Origin of the sequence: Luteibacter anthropi (genome assembly GCF_011759365.1) — a bacterium.
Taxonomy (GTDB): domain Bacteria; phylum Pseudomonadota; class Gammaproteobacteria; order Xanthomonadales; family Rhodanobacteraceae; genus Luteibacter; species Luteibacter anthropi.
In genome coordinates this window covers 98,497-115,517 of record NZ_JAARLZ010000002.1, presented here as the reverse complement: position 1 = coordinate 115,517, position 17,021 = coordinate 98,497, and the positions used below count along the sequence as shown (strand labels likewise).

At 66.5% G+C, this 17,021-nt stretch carries 5 protein-coding genes; all 5 read right to left on the bottom strand.

All coding sequences use genetic code 11. The features are described 5' to 3' along the window. Window positions 1-2 precede the first annotated feature (2 nt). The 5 genes from HBF25_RS22505 to HBF25_RS03265 are packed head-to-tail and all read right to left on the bottom strand — an operon-like array spanning window position 3 to window position 16,964. Window positions 3-2,120: a site-2 protease family protein gene (locus HBF25_RS22505; RefSeq protein WP_341778026.1), complete on the bottom strand. Its 2,118-nt coding sequence runs from the start codon at window positions 2,118-2,120 to the stop codon at window positions 3-5. Beyond that, window positions 2,117-3,496 (bottom strand): efflux RND transporter periplasmic adaptor subunit, encoded by a 1,380-nt coding sequence (locus HBF25_RS03280; RefSeq protein ID WP_166946523.1) that lies wholly within the window; start codon window positions 3,494-3,496, stop codon window positions 2,117-2,119. The genes HBF25_RS22505 and HBF25_RS03280 overlap by 4 nt, the downstream gene beginning before the upstream one ends. 4 nt (window positions 3,497-3,500) lie before the next feature. Further along, on the bottom strand, window positions 3,501-4,232 hold the full coding sequence (locus HBF25_RS03275) for an efflux RND transporter periplasmic adaptor subunit (protein WP_166946522.1): 732 nt from the start codon (window positions 4,230-4,232) through the stop codon (window positions 3,501-3,503). 8 nt (window positions 4,233-4,240) lie between these two features. After that, window positions 4,241-6,133 (bottom strand): TolC family protein, encoded by a 1,893-nt coding sequence (locus tag HBF25_RS03270; protein ID WP_166946521.1) that lies wholly within the window; start codon window positions 6,131-6,133, stop codon window positions 4,241-4,243. Window positions 6,134-6,188: 55 nt separating this feature from the next. Then, window positions 6,189-16,964, bottom strand: coding sequence for a VCBS domain-containing protein (locus HBF25_RS03265; RefSeq protein WP_166946520.1), 10,776 nt, complete (start codon window positions 16,962-16,964; stop codon window positions 6,189-6,191). Window positions 16,965-17,021: the final 57 nt, after the last annotated feature.

The following is a 17,021-nucleotide window of genomic DNA, read 5'->3' as shown; positions in this document are numbered from 1 at the left end:
CGTCAGCCTTCCTTGCCCAGCCCGGTCTGCTGGAGGATCGTCAGCAATGCACTGTCGACCCAGCGCCGGGCGAGGCTCTGTCGCTCGCCTTCGATGCGTACGTCGGCCAGCAGTTCGGCCGGCAGTGGCTCTTTGAGTCCATCGCCTTCCACCACCACGCGATACCACACGCCCGCCGGGCGCAGTTCCTTTGCCGGGCGGGTCGGGTTGAGCGCGATGGGGCCGCCGTGGGGCTTTGCCAGTACGAGACTGGGCAGGTGGTCAACCGCACCACTATCGAGCATGGATATTTTGCCGCGCAGGGGTTGCAACCCACCATGCGGATAGACGGTGACGGCCGCACCGGACGACAGCCGGGCGCGGTCGGCTTCCTGCACCAGCACTTCCGCCCGCCAGCGCGTGCTGCCCACCACGGTGGCGATGCGCGTGCCGGGTGACACCCAGTTGCCCTTGCGTAGCGTCGGGTCCACATCGCGGACGACACCCTGTTCACTGGCGATCAGTTGCAGGCGCCCCTTCTCGGCCATGCTCGCGTCGCGTTGCGCGGTATAGCGTTCGGCCATGCGCTCGGCCACCACCTGCTTCGCCACGCCGTTGCGGTCGAGCGCCACCGCGCCACGCGCCGCCGATTCGTAGGCATCGCGCAGTACGCTCGCCTTGTCGCCGTCGTCCTGCGGTGCCGGTGCGCTCAGTTCGAACAGCACCTTGCCCGCCGGCACCACGTCGCCGTCGCGGGTGTTGATCGCATCCAAACGCGCGCCGAAGGGCGTGAACACCGCCTGCCGGTAACCGGCTTCCACCACGCCATCGGCAGTAATCCGCGACGACCACGGCACGAACAGCACCAGCGCGAGCATGGCCGGCACGATAAGGCGCACCCTTAGCGCGGACCAGCGGATCTCGTCGCGCCGGGCCCACCACACGCGGGTTTCATTGAATACGGGCTTCATCACGAAGGTCACGATTTCCACAAGAAACAGGATCAGGCCCAGCGCCTTGAAGAAGGCGTGGTAGACGACGACGGCGATGCCGATGAACAGGCTGAGGCGATACACCCATGTCGCGAAAGCGAACACGGTGAGAAAGGCGGCAAATCGCGGCGACACCGCATCGGGTTTCGGATCGTCCAGGCCGAGCAGGACGCGACGCATCCACCGCTTGGCCCAACGCCCCGCGCGCTCGTGCAGGCCAGGGTAATCCAGCGCATCGGCAAGGATGAAATAGCCGTCGAAGCGCATGAACGGGCTGACGTTCACCAGCAGGGTCAGCACCCAGGCCGTGGTACCCAGGAAGAACAGCGCGTTGCGGAAGTTGCCGTCCGGCGCGAACGACCAGAGCAAGGTGCACCATGCTGCCAGCACCAGTTCGGCCAGCACGCCGGCCGAGGCGATGGCCAGACGACGCCGGGAACGTTCCAGCTTCCAGCTTTCGCCGGTATCGGTATAGGCCATGGGCCACATCACCAGCAGCGCGATGCCCATGTGTCCCACCTTCACGCCGTAACGCGTCGCCATGAATGCATGGCCCAGCTCATGCCAGCATTTGGACAGGATCAATGCACCGGCGAAGGCGATGACGCCATCCCAGCTCATCGCACCACGCAGGTTGGCCAGCACCGTGTCCCACTGGCGTACGGCAAACAGCACGCCCACGATAGCGGCCAGCAGGGTCACCAGCAGGAAGCGCATGCCGAACATCGGCTCGACGAAAGGCAGTGCCCTGCGCAGCAGGCGTTCCGGGCGGATCAACGGAATGCGGATGAACAGGTAGTTGTGCAACAGCCAGTGGGCGACCGAGGTCGGTGGTCGCAGGCTGGTGTCGCGGGTCAGTTGCTGTTGTTGCAGGAAACGCGCGAAGCCCTGCACGTCGTCCGGCCCGGGCATCAACGTAGTGTCGGCAGCGACCGCATCGGCGATGCGTTGCGGATCGCCAAGGTCCCAGCGTCGCAGCATCTCGAATTCAAGCCAGCCAATGCGGAAGAACTGGTTGCGCACCGGATCGGCCAGATGCCATGCCGGCGAACCGTCGCGGTTGCGTCCGGCGACATGCACGTCGAGTTCTTCACGCAGGGCCGGCCACACGGCGGCCATGGCCGGCATGGCAAGTGCCGGCTCGCTCACAGGCCACACCACGCCCGCATGGTCGCCAGCGGACGGCGCAGCAGCAGATAGCCGAGCACGCTCCACTGGCCCGATACCCGAGCTGTCCCCTGCAGGCCGATACGTGCATCGGCGGGCGTGCCGTCCACCGTGCCGCGCAGCATGTAGCTCGCCACGCCATTGGGCGCTTCCACCGGCTGGTAGCCGGCATAGTCCAGCGTGGCATCGAAGGGGCTGAGCGGCGCCACCTTCAGGAACACCTTCATGGCGGCCCCCTGTGCCAGGTTGGTCGCCTCGCCCACCGGGGCCCAGGCGCGCACGCCCAATGCATGCGGATCGGCGAGCAGACCGATGCGCTCACCGGTCTGCACCGGCTTGCCGGCCCATTCATCGGGGTCGCCATAGACGAACACACCGTCGGCCGGTGCACGGATGGCGAGCTTGTCCACCTCGCGCTGAAGCGAGGCCGCATCGACCTGGCGCTCACGCCACTTGCCTTCGGCCAGCCCGAGGTCCGCCTTGGCGTTCTGGTTTTCGATGGCCTGCTGGGAGGCCTGGTGCATTTCCACCGCGGCCGTCGCCAGCTCCGCCTGCGCCACGGCGAGGCGGTTACGCAGCGTGGTGTCGTCCAGTTCCGCGAGCACGTCGCCGGCTTTCACCGGTGTATTGGGTAACACCACCATGCGATGCACCACCCCTTCGCGGGGCGATGCGATGACCTGGCTTTCGGTGGAAATCACTTCCGCCGGCACCAGCGTGTATTCGCGGATCGGCAACAGCATGATGAGCAGCAGCCCCACCAGGGCGTAGCGCAACCGTCGCCCGGTGAAGGCCGCCTTCCAGCCGCGCCGCCACAGCGAAGGCCGGGCCACCAGCGACCACCACGCGAACCCGTAGAGGTTCACCAGTTGCAACAGGGCAAACTCCGCGCTGTCCATCGACAAGGTTTCCGGCCACGCCTGCTCTCGCGCAAGGAAGAGCAAGGCATTCACCGTGCCATCGGGCGCCACCAGTGGCAGCACCCAGACATGCGCCGGCAGCCATTCATCCCAGCCGGCCGCCAGTTCCTCGCCGAGCGCAGCGGGCGACAGCGGAAGCACGCGCGCCGTGGGCGGCAGCGTTTCGCAGCGCTTCGCGATGCGCGCGGCAGCAGCCGACAACCACAAGGCGTAGGGCGTGTTGGCATCGGTCTCTGCCAGCCCCGAATGCGCAACCAGTCGAGCCGGGCGGCCCGGCGACAGTTCGACCAGAGCCGCCTGGCGGTAATCGACGAGCGTGCGCGTTTCGTTGCAGATGGTGAAGCCGAGTTCCGCGGCACGCGTGGCCGCTTCCACCCGGGCGGCCACGGCATAGAACCGCGCGGACGCGGAAGGAGGAGCGGAAGCGTGCGCGGTCATCGTCTCAGCCCTGCGCTGCCGGCTTCGGGGCCTGCGCGCGGCCACTCATGCCCGGCCATACCTGCGCGGTATCACCCTGGAAATCCGCCTCGATTTCCACGGTCTGGCTCACCGCATCCACGCGACCGCTGATACGGGTCACGGCGAGCGTGTAGTGAGCACCGGTTTCGTCCACCACGGCGTCAAGATGCGCGCCCGGCTTCAGCCAGCTGATCCAGTTCGACGGTACGTTGAGACGTGCCTTGGGCACGCCCGTGCCCACCAGGTCGATCACGGGCGCACCGGCCGCCACACCCTGCCCCTCCTTGACATGCACGCGTGCAACACGGCCCTCGAACGGTGCGACGAAACGGCACTGGGCCAGCTGCGCATCGAAAATACGCACCTGGCTGCGGGTGCGATCGACATCGGCCGCGGTCAGTTCGACTTCGAGCGCGGCAGCCGATTGCAGGCCCTGAAGCTTGGCCTTGGCCTCATAGCGCAGCTGCGCCGCGTTGTATTCGGCATTCGCGCTGGCCCGGCGTGCTTCCAGGTCGCTGCAATCCAGCGATGCCAGTACCTTGCCTGCCGCTACGCTGTCGCCAAGCTGCACGTTGATCCGCGCGATACGGCCCGGCACCACGGCCGATAACGGGCTCTCGCGATTGGCCACCACGAGAAAGCGTACCGGCGCCTGCTGCGCGATGACGGGAAACGCTGCGACGAACGCGGCAAAGGCAAGCGTATGTCTGATCATGGCGAGCTTCACGGCTTCGACGCATCCGCGGTTTCAGGCGCGGCGGCCAGGCGACGGATATCGGCAAGGATCGACAGCGCGGCGGCTTCGGCCAGCGCGGCGACCGCCCGCGTGGTGACCTCGTTGGGCACGAAGCTGAGGTAGCTGCGCTCCAGCAGGCGTTTGCCGCTGGCATCCTGCACCGTCATGTCCCACTGGGCCTTCGTGGACGAGCGACCGGGCGCGGAGCTGAAACGCAGTGCCATGGCCAGGCCATCGGCACCCTCGCCCATGGCGATATGGTTGCCGGTCATCACGTGGGTCAGTGCGCCACGCACTGCCTCGCCATCGACCTTTGCCGGCAGGCCGCTCACGCTGAGGTGCAACGGACGCTCCACCTGCACCGCATCGGCCATCTCGGTGAACACCTGCTTCTCGCCCTCGACGAGGCTTGCCTGGATCGCTTTGGACAGTGCGGGGATATCGCTGCCGGCGACCTCTTCGGGCATGAGGTCGATACCTACCGAGTTCAGCACGCGGCCGTATGCCGACTGCGCGGCGGCATACGACGAGGCTTCCTGGAAACGCGACACCATCGCGCGGGCCTGCGTGCGCAGTGTTTCCAGTTCGCTGGTGAGCTGGTTGCCCGAGCCCGCCTTCGCCACGCTGGCCAGGCGCTGGTCCACCTGTGCGGACTGCTCGGCGAGCTGGTGGTCATACACCGCCAGCTTGTAGCGTTCCACTGAAACGCGCACCTGGGTCAGCACGGCCATGCTCAACGCCATGCGGCGCGCATCGTCCACCTTCATGCGGGCGTCGTTGGTGCGCCGGATGGCCGGCAGGCCCGCAAGGCGCATGAGGTTCATCGACATGCTGACGCCACCCTGCGACCAGCTCTCGTTATAGAGGTACTTGTTGGAGTCGTGACCCGCACCCACGAACAGGTTGAGGTTCGGGAACAGCGCGGCAATCTGCTTTTTCGTCTCGATGGCGTCGATGCGCGTCTTGTAGTCTTCCTCGCGCAGTTCGGGGCGCTGCTCCAGGGCCAGCTGTTCCAGTTGCTCCACATTGCCCGGCACCTGGGTCAGGGTCGTCTCGCTCACGTCGGCCAGCGTGAACACCGTGCCAGGCGGCAGGTTCATCAGCGCGGCGAGTTCGCGACGGGCGAATTCCATCTCCTGGCGCTTCTGGTTCACCAGGGTCATCGCATCGAGCAGCGCACGCTGGTATTCCAGGCCTTCCACGGGCGGCAGCACGCCGGCCCGCTCGGCCTCGCGGCTCTTTTCCAGTGCGGACTGGATGCCTTCGGCCAGGGTCTCGGTCTCGCCCAGCAGGCGCTGCGCACCCAGGGCGCGCCAGTACGCATCGCGCACGTCTTGCACGATGTTCTGCAACACCTTGCGACGACGCTCGTCGGTGATGTTGACGTCATCGGCCTGCTGCTTCGCGCGGTAATAGCTGAGGCCGAAGTCGAGCACGTCCCACGACAGCGTGGCGTCGGCCAGGTAATGCACGCGCTCTTCCGAGGTAGAAGGGCGCAGGCTGACGATGCGGTCCTGGATGCCGATGCTGGTACCGCCCGAATCGTTGCTGCGCCAGCGGTAGCCGGCATCGGCCATCAGCTTCGGCAGCATGTCGAGCTGGGATACGTCGAGCAGGCCACGCGAGAGCGAGGTTTCCATCAGCTTCAGGCGATGGTCGAGGTTGTACTTCAGCGAACGCGCCATCGCATCGGACAGCGTGATGGGGCCGGTGACCGGCTCCTGGTCCTTGTACATCGCCTGCTGGTCGCTGCGCGCACGGTTGCTCACGTCGTCATGGGTGAGCGGGCGCGGCTTCACCGCGCCGCAACCGGCGAGGAAGACGGCGGCGGCGAGAGCGGTCACCAGTGAGAGCGGCTTCAGGGCATGGAGATGAGACATGTCGGTTCGTTCCTCGTATACGGTTCCGGTGGCGTTCGCCGCCACCGGGGCGCGATTAGTGATGGGGCAGCTTCGGAGCGGCGACCGGCGCGGGAGCGCCGTGGGCCAGCCGGGCGAGACGGGTGGACAGGGACGGCGCGCCGGCCGGAGGCGCGTCCGCGCGCGGCAGCCTGACGGTGTGCGAAGGCTGAGCCTTGTCTGCCTTGCCGCGTTCGTCCTGATCGTGGCGGAGGGTCTGCTCGATGCGTTGCGAGGCAAAGGGCGAGAAGTCGTCCCACAGCACGCGCGAGCCCAGGCCCGCGTCGCGGCTGGCCACACGCGACTGGCTGCGCACTTCCACGAGCAGCTGCCGCGAGAAGGCCACGCCGTCACGCAGCACGTACTGCACGTTGTCCGGATCGAGATCCGTCGTGCCCGCTTCCAGTCCATGAATGGCACCGGTCATCCTGCCGAGCTGCCAGGCCTGGGTATCCCGCTGCACGCCATCGACGGTGGGCAGGATGAACAGGCCGGGATCGTAGCCCTGGCGGATATCGCGGCCGGGCCACTCGTGGGACAGCGGGAAGATCTGGTCGCCCCAACGCGCCTGGATCGGCGGCGTGGCACCACGGATGGTGATGACCAGGCGTGCCTCGCTGGTATCGCCGTCCGCATCGGTAATCGTGTAGACGAACACTTCGCTCAGCGTCCGGCTGGCATCCAGGGCGCTGACCTGCGGATTGCGCGGGTCCACCACGTATGTGTAGCTGCCATCGGCGTTGAGCACGAGCGTGCCGTACTGCCCCGGGCTTGCATTGCCGATGCTGCCACGCTGGCCGAGATTATCGGAGGTGACGCCCGTCACCGGGCCGCCCTTTGCAGGACCATCCGCACCGATGCGGTCAGCTCCCGTATGCGATGGGCCCCCGGTGAACACATTGCCCGAGGCACTGCCCTGCGCGGCATCGCGATCGATCGATGCCGCATCGTCGTGCGCCGTCGGCACGTCGTTGACGATATCGATGACCAGGCTACCCGTGGCCTTGCCGCCACCGGCGTCGTTCACGGACAACGCGATGGTGTCGGTGCTGTGATCGGTACCGGGCTGGCCCACCGCGCCACCCAGCGTATAGGTGTACGACAGCGTGCCCTGCGTCACGACACCACCCACGGTGGCCGTCGGCTCGAAGCCGGTGAGCACCAGCGTGCCGTTGCCGGTCACGACCGTCACCGTCTTTCCGTTGCCCAGCGTCGTCAGCTGATCCGCCGTGAGCGTGACGCCACCGACCGTGATCGACGTCAGGCCATCCGGCGCGGAGACGACGATGGTGTCGGAGGCGCTCTTACCCTGCCCGGCCGGACCATCGCTGGTCAGGCCCGATTCCCATACGGTGGTGTGGCCGGTGGTGAGCGGTCCGTTGCCTTCGCCGTTGCCGTCGTGAGGGACGATGGCAGGCGTACCGTCGGTATGACCGGCGATGGTGATGGTCAGCGTGGTGGTGCTGCTGTCCCCGTCACCATCGACGATGGTGTACGTGTAGACCTCGGTCAGCGTGTCGCCGTCCTTGAGTGCATTGACCCTGGGATTGGCGTTGTCCAGTGCATAGGTGTAGCTGCCGTCGGCATTCAGCGTGAGCGTGCCATAGGTACCGGCCACGCCACTGCCGACGTTGCCGCTGACCGGACCATTCGACGCACCGTGGACCACCCCGGCCACAGGCAATGGATTAGCGTCGGCGCCGATACGATCCGCACCGGCACCGCCCGTGATCACGTTACCCGTGACCGGCGCACCGTCCTCATGCACCGTCGCCGTATCCGGGCGTGCCGTGGGCACGTCGTCCACGATGTTCACCACGAGCGCGCCGCTCGCCGTGCCACCGCCGGCATCGATGACCTGCAGTGCGATGGTGTCCGTGCCGCCACCCTGGCGCGGCACGGAATGATCGAGCGTGTACGTGTAGGTCAGCGTGCCTGCCGTGGGTACGCCACCCACGGATGTCGTCGGGTTGAAACCCGTGAGCATCAGCGTGCCATCCGGCGTGTGGATCGTGACCGGCTGGCCGTTGTTCAGTGCATCCAGCTGCGCGAGCGTCAGCGAGGTGCCGCCGATCGTCACCCCGGCAAGGCCATCGGCCGCCGTCAGGTCGATGCTGCCACCGGTCGTCTGCGTGCCGTCGTGGTTTGCCAGGCCTGCTTCGATAACCGTTGCATGCCCCGTCGCCGCACCGTTGCCATCCACCGGCACGATGGACGGCGTGCCATCGGTATGGCCATGGATGGTGATGGTCAGCGTCGTGGTGCTGCTGTCGCCGTCGGCATCGACAATGGTGTAGCTATAGGTTTCCGTAAGTGTCTGGCCATCCTTCAGCGCATTGACCGTCGGATTGGCGTTGTCGACGGCATAGGTATAGCTGCCATCGGCATTCAACGTGAGCGTGCCGTACGTGCCGGCCACACCACTGCCGACATTGCCGCTCACCGGACCGCTCGCGGTGCCATGCACCACGCCGGCCACCGGCAGCGCGTTGGCATCGGCACCGATACGGTCCGCACCGGCACCGCCCGTGACGACATTGCCGCTCACGGGTGCGCCGTCTTCATTCACGTCCGCCGCGTCCGGACGGGCCGTGGGTGCATCGTTGACGATGTTGATCGTGAGCCGTCCCGTGGACGAACCGCCACCCGCATCCGTCACCGTGAGTGCGATGGCATCGGCGGTGCGATCGATGCCCGGCTGGGTCACGGCACCGTTCAACTCGTAGGTGTAGTTCAGCGAGCCTTCGACCGTGATGCCACCCACGGTCCGCGTCGGCTGGAAGCCGGCGAGCGTGAGCGTGCCATAGGGCGTCATGACCGTGACCGGGCTGCCATTGCCCAGCGCCGCGAGCTGCGCCGTGTTCAGCACCACGCCGTCCACGCTGATCGAGGCCAGGCCATCGGGCGCGGTGATGTCGATCGATCCGGTCGTGGTGCGACCCTGGTGATCCGGACCATCGCTGGTCAGGCCCGACTCCCATACCGTGTTCTCGCCGGCCGCGTTGGTGCCATTGCCTTCGTGCGGCTTCATCGACGGACCACCGTCCGTGTGGCCGTGGATGGTAATGGTCAGCGTCGTGGTACTGGTGTCGCCATCGCCATCGACGATGGTGTACGTGTAGACCTCGGTCAGCGTGTCGCCATCCTTGAGCGCGTTGACCGTGGGATTGGCGTTGTCCAGCACGTAGCTGTAGCTGCCATCGGCATTCAGCGTAAGCGTGCCGTAGGTGCCCGTGACACCCGTGCCGACATGGCCGCTGACCGGGCCGCCCGTGTTTCCGTACACCACACCGGTGACCGGCAACGGGTTGGTATCTGCGCCGATCCGGTCGGCACCCGGTCCACCCGTCACCACGTTCCCTGCGATGGACGGGCCGTCTTCATCGATATCGGCCGTGTCGGGACGTGCCGTGGGCGTGTCGTCCACGATGTTGATCACGAGCGTGCCATTGGCCGTGCCGCCACCGGCGTCGACGACCTTCAGGTCGATGGCATCGGTACCGCCACCCTGGCGCGGTACGGAATGGTCAAGCGTGTACGTGTAGGTCAGCGTGCCTGCCGTGGGTACGCCACCCACCGATGTCGTCGGGTTGAAACCCGTGAGCACCAGCGTGCCGTCCGGCGTGTGGATCGTGACCGCCTGGCCGTTGTTCAGTGCGTCCAGCTGCGCAAGCGTCAGCGTGGTACCGCCGACCGTCACACCGGCAAGGCCATCGGCCGCCGTCAGGTCGATGCTGCCACCGGTCGTCTGCGTGCCGTCGTGGTTTGCCAGGCCAGCTTCGATAACCGTTGCATGCCCCGTCGCCGCACCGTTGCCATCCACTGGCACGATCGACGGCACACCGTCGGTATGGCCGTTGATGGTGATGGTCAGCGTGGTGGTGCTGCGATCGCCGTCACCATCGGCGATGGTGTACGTGTAGGTTTCGGTCAGCGTCTGACCGTCCTTCAGTGCATTGACTGCCGGGTTGGTGTTGTCCAACACATAGGTGTAGCTGCCGTTCGCGTTGAGGGTGAGCGTGCCGTAGCTTCCCGCCACGCCCGTGCCAAGGTTGCCGGTGGCCGGAACACCCGTATTGCCGGGCGCGACGCCTACCACCGGGCTGCCGTTCGCATCCGCGCCGATACGGTCCGCACCAGCGCCGCCCGTCACCACGTTACCGCTGACCGGTGCGCCGTCTTCATTCACATCGGCCGTATCCGGACGGGCCGTGGGTACGTCGTTGACGATGTTCACGACAAGGCTGCCGCTGGCCGTGCCGCCACCGGCATCGTTGACCGCCAGCGCAATGGTGTCGGTACTGTGATCCAGGCCAGGCTGGTTGATCGAACCGCCCAGCGTATAGGTGTAAGACAGGGTGCCGGCCGTGGGCACGCCACCGACCGAAGCCGTCACCTGGAAACCGGTGAGCCACAACGTGCCGCGCGACGTGGTGATCTGTCGTGGCGTGCCCGCGCTGAGCCCTGCGAGCTGGCCCGCCGTCAACGTCGTGCCACCCACGGTGATGGATGTCAGCCCATCGGCTGCGGAGATGTCTACCGTATCCGTCGCCGTCTTCAGCTGGCCCGAGGGGCCATCGGGCGTCAGGCCCGATTCCCATACGGTGGTGTGACCATCCGCCGCCCCGTTGCCGTCGTGCGGCACGATGGCCGGTGCGCCATCCGTGTGGCCGGCGATGGTGATGGTCAGCGTGGTGGTGCTGCGGTCACCGTCGCCATCGGTGATGGTGTAGGTATAGACCTCGGTGAGCGACTGGCCGTCCTTCAGTGCGTTGACCGTCGGGTTGGTGTTGTCCAGCACATAGGTGTAGCTGCCATCGGCATTCAGCGTGAGCGTGCCGTAGGTGCCGGTAACACCCGCCCCGACATGGCCGCTGACGTGACCACCCGACGTACCGTATACAACGCCGGTCACTGGATTGGGATTGGCATCCGCGCCGACACGATCCGCGCCCGGGCCACCGGTCACCACATTGCCTGTAAGCGGTGCGCCGTCTTCATTCACCGTGCCCGTATCGGGGCGTGCGGTGGGCGTGTCGTTCACGATGGTGACGTTGATCCGGCCGCTGTCGGTGAAGCCGGCGCTGTCACGCATCGCGATGGCAACGGTTTCCATGCTGCTGGCAGCGCCCGGCTGCGACTGCGCGCCATTGAGCGTGTAGTGGTAAAGCAGTGTGCCGTGGGCGCTGTCTGCGCCCGGCACGTAACCGGTGACCACGAGGGTGCCGGCTGCCGTGGTCATCGTGCGATCGGCCAGCGGAACGCTGGCGAGATCCTGCAGCTGCGCGAGCGTCAGCGTCACGGAGTGACCCGGGCCGTCGGCCGGATTGCCAAGGGTCACGCTGTCCAGGGGATTGAACAGCGCGAATGCCTGCGCACCGTCCACGCCGTCCTTGCCATCGTGGTCTACCAGGCCCGATTCGCTGACCTTGGTCGCGCTGTTCACGGTGACGTTGAAGACACGCGTGGTCACCAGCGCATTCGAGCTGCCGTTCTCGCCGTCGGCGTAGCCGTATTCGTCGCCGACGGTGCTCGGATCATGGGCAGCGTTGTCGGCCGCGTCGCCATCGAGCGTGCCACGATCCGGGCGGTCGCCGTGATTGCCGCCGTCGTTGACCGAAATCATCACCTGGAAGGTGCCGTTCCAGTAGGCGTTATTGTCGCCACTGGCCGATGGCGGCAGCTTCACGCCCACGGCATTGATGGCTGCCTGTACCTTGTCGATGGAGCCGGTGATCGTGACCGTGGTACGTCCCTGGGCGTCCTGCCCGATCACATAGGTCGCCGTGCCGAAGCTGCCGGTTCTATCCGGCGAACCACCGATGTCATGCACGCCAAAACCCGACGGCAGGGTCACGGTCGCCGTGATATCGGCCGTACCCGCATCGGGATCGGCCAGCGTGACGTGACTCAGCGTATAGATACCGGCTGCGCTTTCGTCGGTGACATTGGGCGCCGTCACGCCGATGGCCGTGGGGTTGTTGATCGACGACGGGAATACCGTACGCGACCCGAGCGCCACGTTCTGGCCCAGGCCGGCCGGCAGCTTGCCGTACGGATCGACATCGGTGACAGGCACGGCCTGCACACCGCCGCCCGTCGCGGCATTCTCGCCTCCGTTGGCAGCACCCGAACCATCGAGTGCGCCCGTGGTGACATCGCGCAAGCGGTCGTCGGCGATCACGTCCACGCGATAAGCCTGGTCGACGTTCGCCAGGTTGCCACCGATGGATACCTTGAGGCCGGCGAGGTAATCGTTGACCTGCTGCCGCGTGCCGCGGATGACCAGGGCAATGCCGTTACCGTTGGACGTGCCGTCCACGGTCGCGCCGGAGGTGCCGCTCGCCGACGAGCCCAGCACGATATCGCCGTAGGCCGAGCGCGGAAGCGCGTTGCCGGCCGCATCGGAGATGCGCACCGTCACCTGCATGAAATCATGCTCGCCCGTGGTGATGCCGCCCTGATCGGTGTAATCCACATCGTCCACGGAGAAGCCGCCCACTGGCGTGCTGCCGTTGAGATAGATGGTGCCGCTGCCTGCGTTCACGGTCGGCGGATCGTTTACCGCGACGATGTCGATGCCGATCTGCAGATCGGCCGGGTTGTTCGGCACGCTGCCGGCGCCCGTATCGCTGCCGATCGCCGAACCGGTGTCGTCGAAATGCACCGTCAGGGTCACATCGCCGGGCGCAGCGCCATTCATGTCGTGATTGACGTTGGGCGCGCTGAGATACGTCAGACCCAGCGCAGCATCGTTGAGCAGGGCCTGGATATCGCTTGCACGTCCCGTCAGCACCAGTGTGCCCGTGTTGTCGCCCGAGATGGTCACGGCACGGCTGCCTGCCGCACTCGCGGTGGCACTACCCTGGGCACCGTTGCCACCGATGCCGAGTACGCCCGAAGGCACGCTCAGGCGCACCGTGACCGGCGTATCGAAGGCGGCGGATTCCGGATCGCTCACCACGAAGCTGCCACCGATGAAGGTTGCCTGGTCTTCGTAGACGGTGGAACCCGACGGGCCACTGATCGTGCCGGGTTCGTTCACGCTGGAAGCCCGTACGGATACGGACGATGCACCGATATTGCCGTTCTTCACGGGCACGCCGGCGCTGTACCAGTCGTATTCGGTCGCATCCACCGCCGTGGTGGCCGTGCCGGTGCCCGGCGTGGCCGACTGGTTGACGGCGCCGCCATTGGCACTGCCCGTGAGCTGGCCGCTGGTGTCGCGCAGGCGGTCGTCGGCAATCACCTGCACCTGGTAGATCGCATTGCGGTCACTGCCGAAGGTGACGGTCAGGCCAGCCAGTGCGGCGTTGACCTGTGCACGCGTGCCGCTGAGCACCAGGTAATCGTTGCTGCCGCCATGGGCCGCATCCACCGAGGCACCGCCGGTGCCGTAACCGATGCTGACACCACCGGCCGCCGCGTATTCCGCTGCGCTGAAGGCCGTGCCATCGCTGTGCAGCAGGCGTACGGTGACGCGCAGGTAATCGACGTCGCCCGGGCCCACCGTGGTGAGGTCGGGGTCGGCCACGCTGAAGCCCGGCACCGGGTTGTAGCGCGGATCGGCGCTGTCCAGGTCGATAGGGCCATTCGGTGCGGTGACGGTCGGCGGATCGTTTGCGGGCGAGGTGTAGATCCAGAACTGGTTACCCGCCTGCTCCTTGTCGCCATCGGACACAGTGAATCCGAAGCGGTCGTCCGGCGTATTGGGGAATGCCGTGCCGGCAGGCTCGGTGCCATCGTTGAGATAGTAGATGCGCCCGGCAGAGACATCGGCCTGGGTGAACGACGAACCGACACCCAGGTACTGGAAGTTAACGCCATCGGTGGAATACGCGATGCGGCCATGGGCCGGCGCCGACGTGATGGTGTATTGCACCTGCCGCGCCGAGCTGTCCGGATCGTAGGCCTGGAGCATGGCGTCGGTGATGCGACCTGCGCCGCCTTCGACCACGGTCAGCGGATTGTTCGCGGGGGCGCCACCGATATTGTTCGGCGAATCCGAAGGCACCGTCGGATTGGCCTGGGTGGGATCCTTCGCGATCTGCGGCGCATCGTTGACGTTGGTGATCTGGATGGACACCGTGCCATCGGTGGCCGAGTGTGCGCCCCACCGATCGACTGCCGTCACGGTGAAGCTGGCATTGCGTACCTCCGAGCCATTGCTGACGAAGCGCAGGCCGGTGGTGGTGCTGTCGTCCGTGATGATGGATGCATCCAGCAAGGTACCTGCGGTGACGTTCTGCCAGGTGTGGCCGCCGTCCGTGGAATATTGCAGCGTGCCGCCTGCCGGCAGGTTGTTGACCATGAACTTCAACGCGCCAGTGCCGCTCGCATCGTTGTTGTACGCATAGTTGGGATCGCCGTTGGGCAGCGTCGGCGAGCCCTCCAGCCAGGGCTCGCTGCGCGCATCGTCCGGATCGCTGATGCCCAGTTGCCCGCGCGTGATATAGCCGGTGCCCCCTTCCGGAATCACCGTGCCCGACGAGCCGGTGACCACCGGCAGATCGTTCGTTGGCGTGACATAGATGTCGAACGACGGCTGCCAGTTGTCCACCGTGGGCTGGCCGTTGACGACATCCACGAGACCTGCCGACACCGAGAAGCGTGCCGTGGTGTGGAAATCCTCGCTGTCGCCGTCGTGCTGGAAGCGGATGCGACCCGCGTCGAGATCGGCCTGGGTGAAGGTGCCAAAGGCGGAGATATCCACCCATGCGCTGCCCACCTGCTTCTGCAACGTGCCGGCATTGCCCGTGCCCGCGCCGTCGCTGGTGAAGCCCAGGAAGGTATAGACCACCTGCGAAGGATCGACACCCTGCGCGGTGTAGCTGAGCCCCGGCGTGGTGCTGAAATCGGTCGGCTGGCCGTTGGTGGTCGTGCCGTGCAGCACGATGCTGCCCCCTTCAAGCACGCTGCCGATCTTGTTGCCGGACGGGTCCATGCCGGCATACGTCGACTGGTGCTCGACGGTGGTGACGTCGTGGATCGGGAACGCACCGTCGTTGCCGGCCGCCGTCGGCGCAAGGTCGATGGTGAAGGTGTAGTCGCGCAGCGTGTCTGCCGGCGTACCACCCGTGTAGTCACCGCCGATACGCGTGAAGGTGCTGCCGTCCGGGTTCCAGCGCAGCGCGGTGGTGTTGTCTACCACCTGGAAATGGAAGGTGTCCTGCTGCCCGGCCGTGGCACCCGCGGTCTGCACGTATTGCACGCGGCCCGCGCGCACGTCGGCCATGGTGAAGGTGGCGCCATCCTTCAGGCGCTCGCCGTTGAGCAATAGGTAGCCATGCGTCAGACCCGCCTGCCCCGTCACGAAGCTGATGTTCTGGTCCGGCGAATCGACGTCGGTGGCGCCGATCATCGTTGGCGTCAGCACCACGGAATACGCACCCGCGCTGCCGTCACCGCCTGCCGTTACCGTGGCGTGACGCGTGCTGGCAGGATCGAGGGCCGGGTCGTCGTCCACCGCATGCACGTCGAGGTGCACCGTGCCATCCGTGCTTGCAGGCACGCCCGTACCGCCGCCCATGTCGGTGACGCGCACGCCGAAGCTGTCCTGGCTGATGCCGTCCACGCCATCGTTGGCGTAGGCCAGGCGGGCACGGTCGGCATAATCGAACGACTGGCCGACCACGACGGCCATGCCATCGAAATACAGCGTGCCGTGCTGGGGCAGCCCGGTGATGGTCACGCGCAGCGCCGTGTCCTGCGGGTCGCCGCCCGAATCCGCCACGATGTACTTGCCGACATTGCCGGTATCCACGGCATTGGCCGGCTGGCCTTCGTAGACGACACCGGTGCCGCCGATGGTCGGCGCCTGGTTCATGGGGCGGATGGCGAGGGTCACGTGTACCGTGTCCGAGCGATCGGCCGGCGTGGCACCGTCGTTGACCCGCGCGATGAAGCCATCGGTGGTGTCCTGGTCGGCGCCCGTGGCGGTGTGCACGTAGGTGAGCTTGCCGTCGATCACGTCCTGCTGGGTAAACACCGAGCCGGCGCCCAGCCGATTGCCCTCCAGCGCGAGATAGCCGTACTTGGGCAGGTCGGTCACGCTGTAGACGATCTGTTCCGGCGTCTGTGTGCCGACAGCTACCTCAGGATCGATCGCCACCAGCGTGTCGGTGCCAATGACGCTGATGCTGGGACCACCGGTGGAACTCACCTCGTCCACCGTCTTCGTGGCGTCGGCCACGGAAACCGGGTCATTGGATGGCGTTACCGTCACATCCAGCGAGTGGTTCGCCGAATGCGACTGGCTGTCGGTGACGCTGACCTCGATGGTGGTGCGCGCGGCGGTATTGCCCAGTTCCACATCGGCGGCGGTGAAGGTGAGCTGGTTCAGCCATGCCGTGGCATCGGCCACGCTGCCGGTGAAGCGATAGCCGCCGGCCACCGAGGTAGCCGCCGTCGTCGTGCCAAGCAGTCCCTTGGAGGTATCCGACACCACCGCCGTCACGGTCACCGTGCCACTGCCGTCGATGGACCATCCGCTGAGCGTGCCGCGATCCGCGCCGGTCGCATTCAGGGTGCTGGGCTCGGATACGGTAAGGCCCTTGCTCGACGTGGTGATATCCATGCCACCCGCTGCCGCCAGCGCTACACGTGGCGCGGCCAGCATGGCGGTCTGTACCGCATGACCGGGCTGCTCCGTCGCTGCGCTGCGGAATGCCGCGCCATCGTGGCTGCCCTCGCCGGGATCGGCGTGATGCGTGCTGGCTTCGGTCAGCGCCGCGCCGTCGTACATCTGGCGCGGTTCGAGCGCATAGCGATGCGAACGTGGACGGAAGACGTGCGGATACTTTGTCCCGGTCATGGGAGCGCCCCCTGCTATCGGCGTAAAGCGATGGCCCACGGCCCCGTGGATCATCCA

Coding starts and splice junctions, on each gene's coding strand:
- HBF25_RS03280 (WP_166946523.1), bottom strand. CDS start 3,496: ATGACCGCGCACGCTTCCGCTCCTCCTTCCGCGTCCGCGCGGTTCTAT.
- HBF25_RS03275 (WP_166946522.1), bottom strand. CDS start 4,232: ATGATCAGACATACGCTTGCCTTTGCCGCGTTCGTCGCAGCGTTTCCC.
- HBF25_RS03270 (WP_166946521.1), bottom strand. CDS start 6,133: ATGTCTCATCTCCATGCCCTGAAGCCGCTCTCACTGGTGACCGCTCTC.
- HBF25_RS03265 (WP_166946520.1), bottom strand. CDS start 16,964: ATGACCGGGACAAAGTATCCGCACGTCTTCCGTCCACGTTCGCATCGC.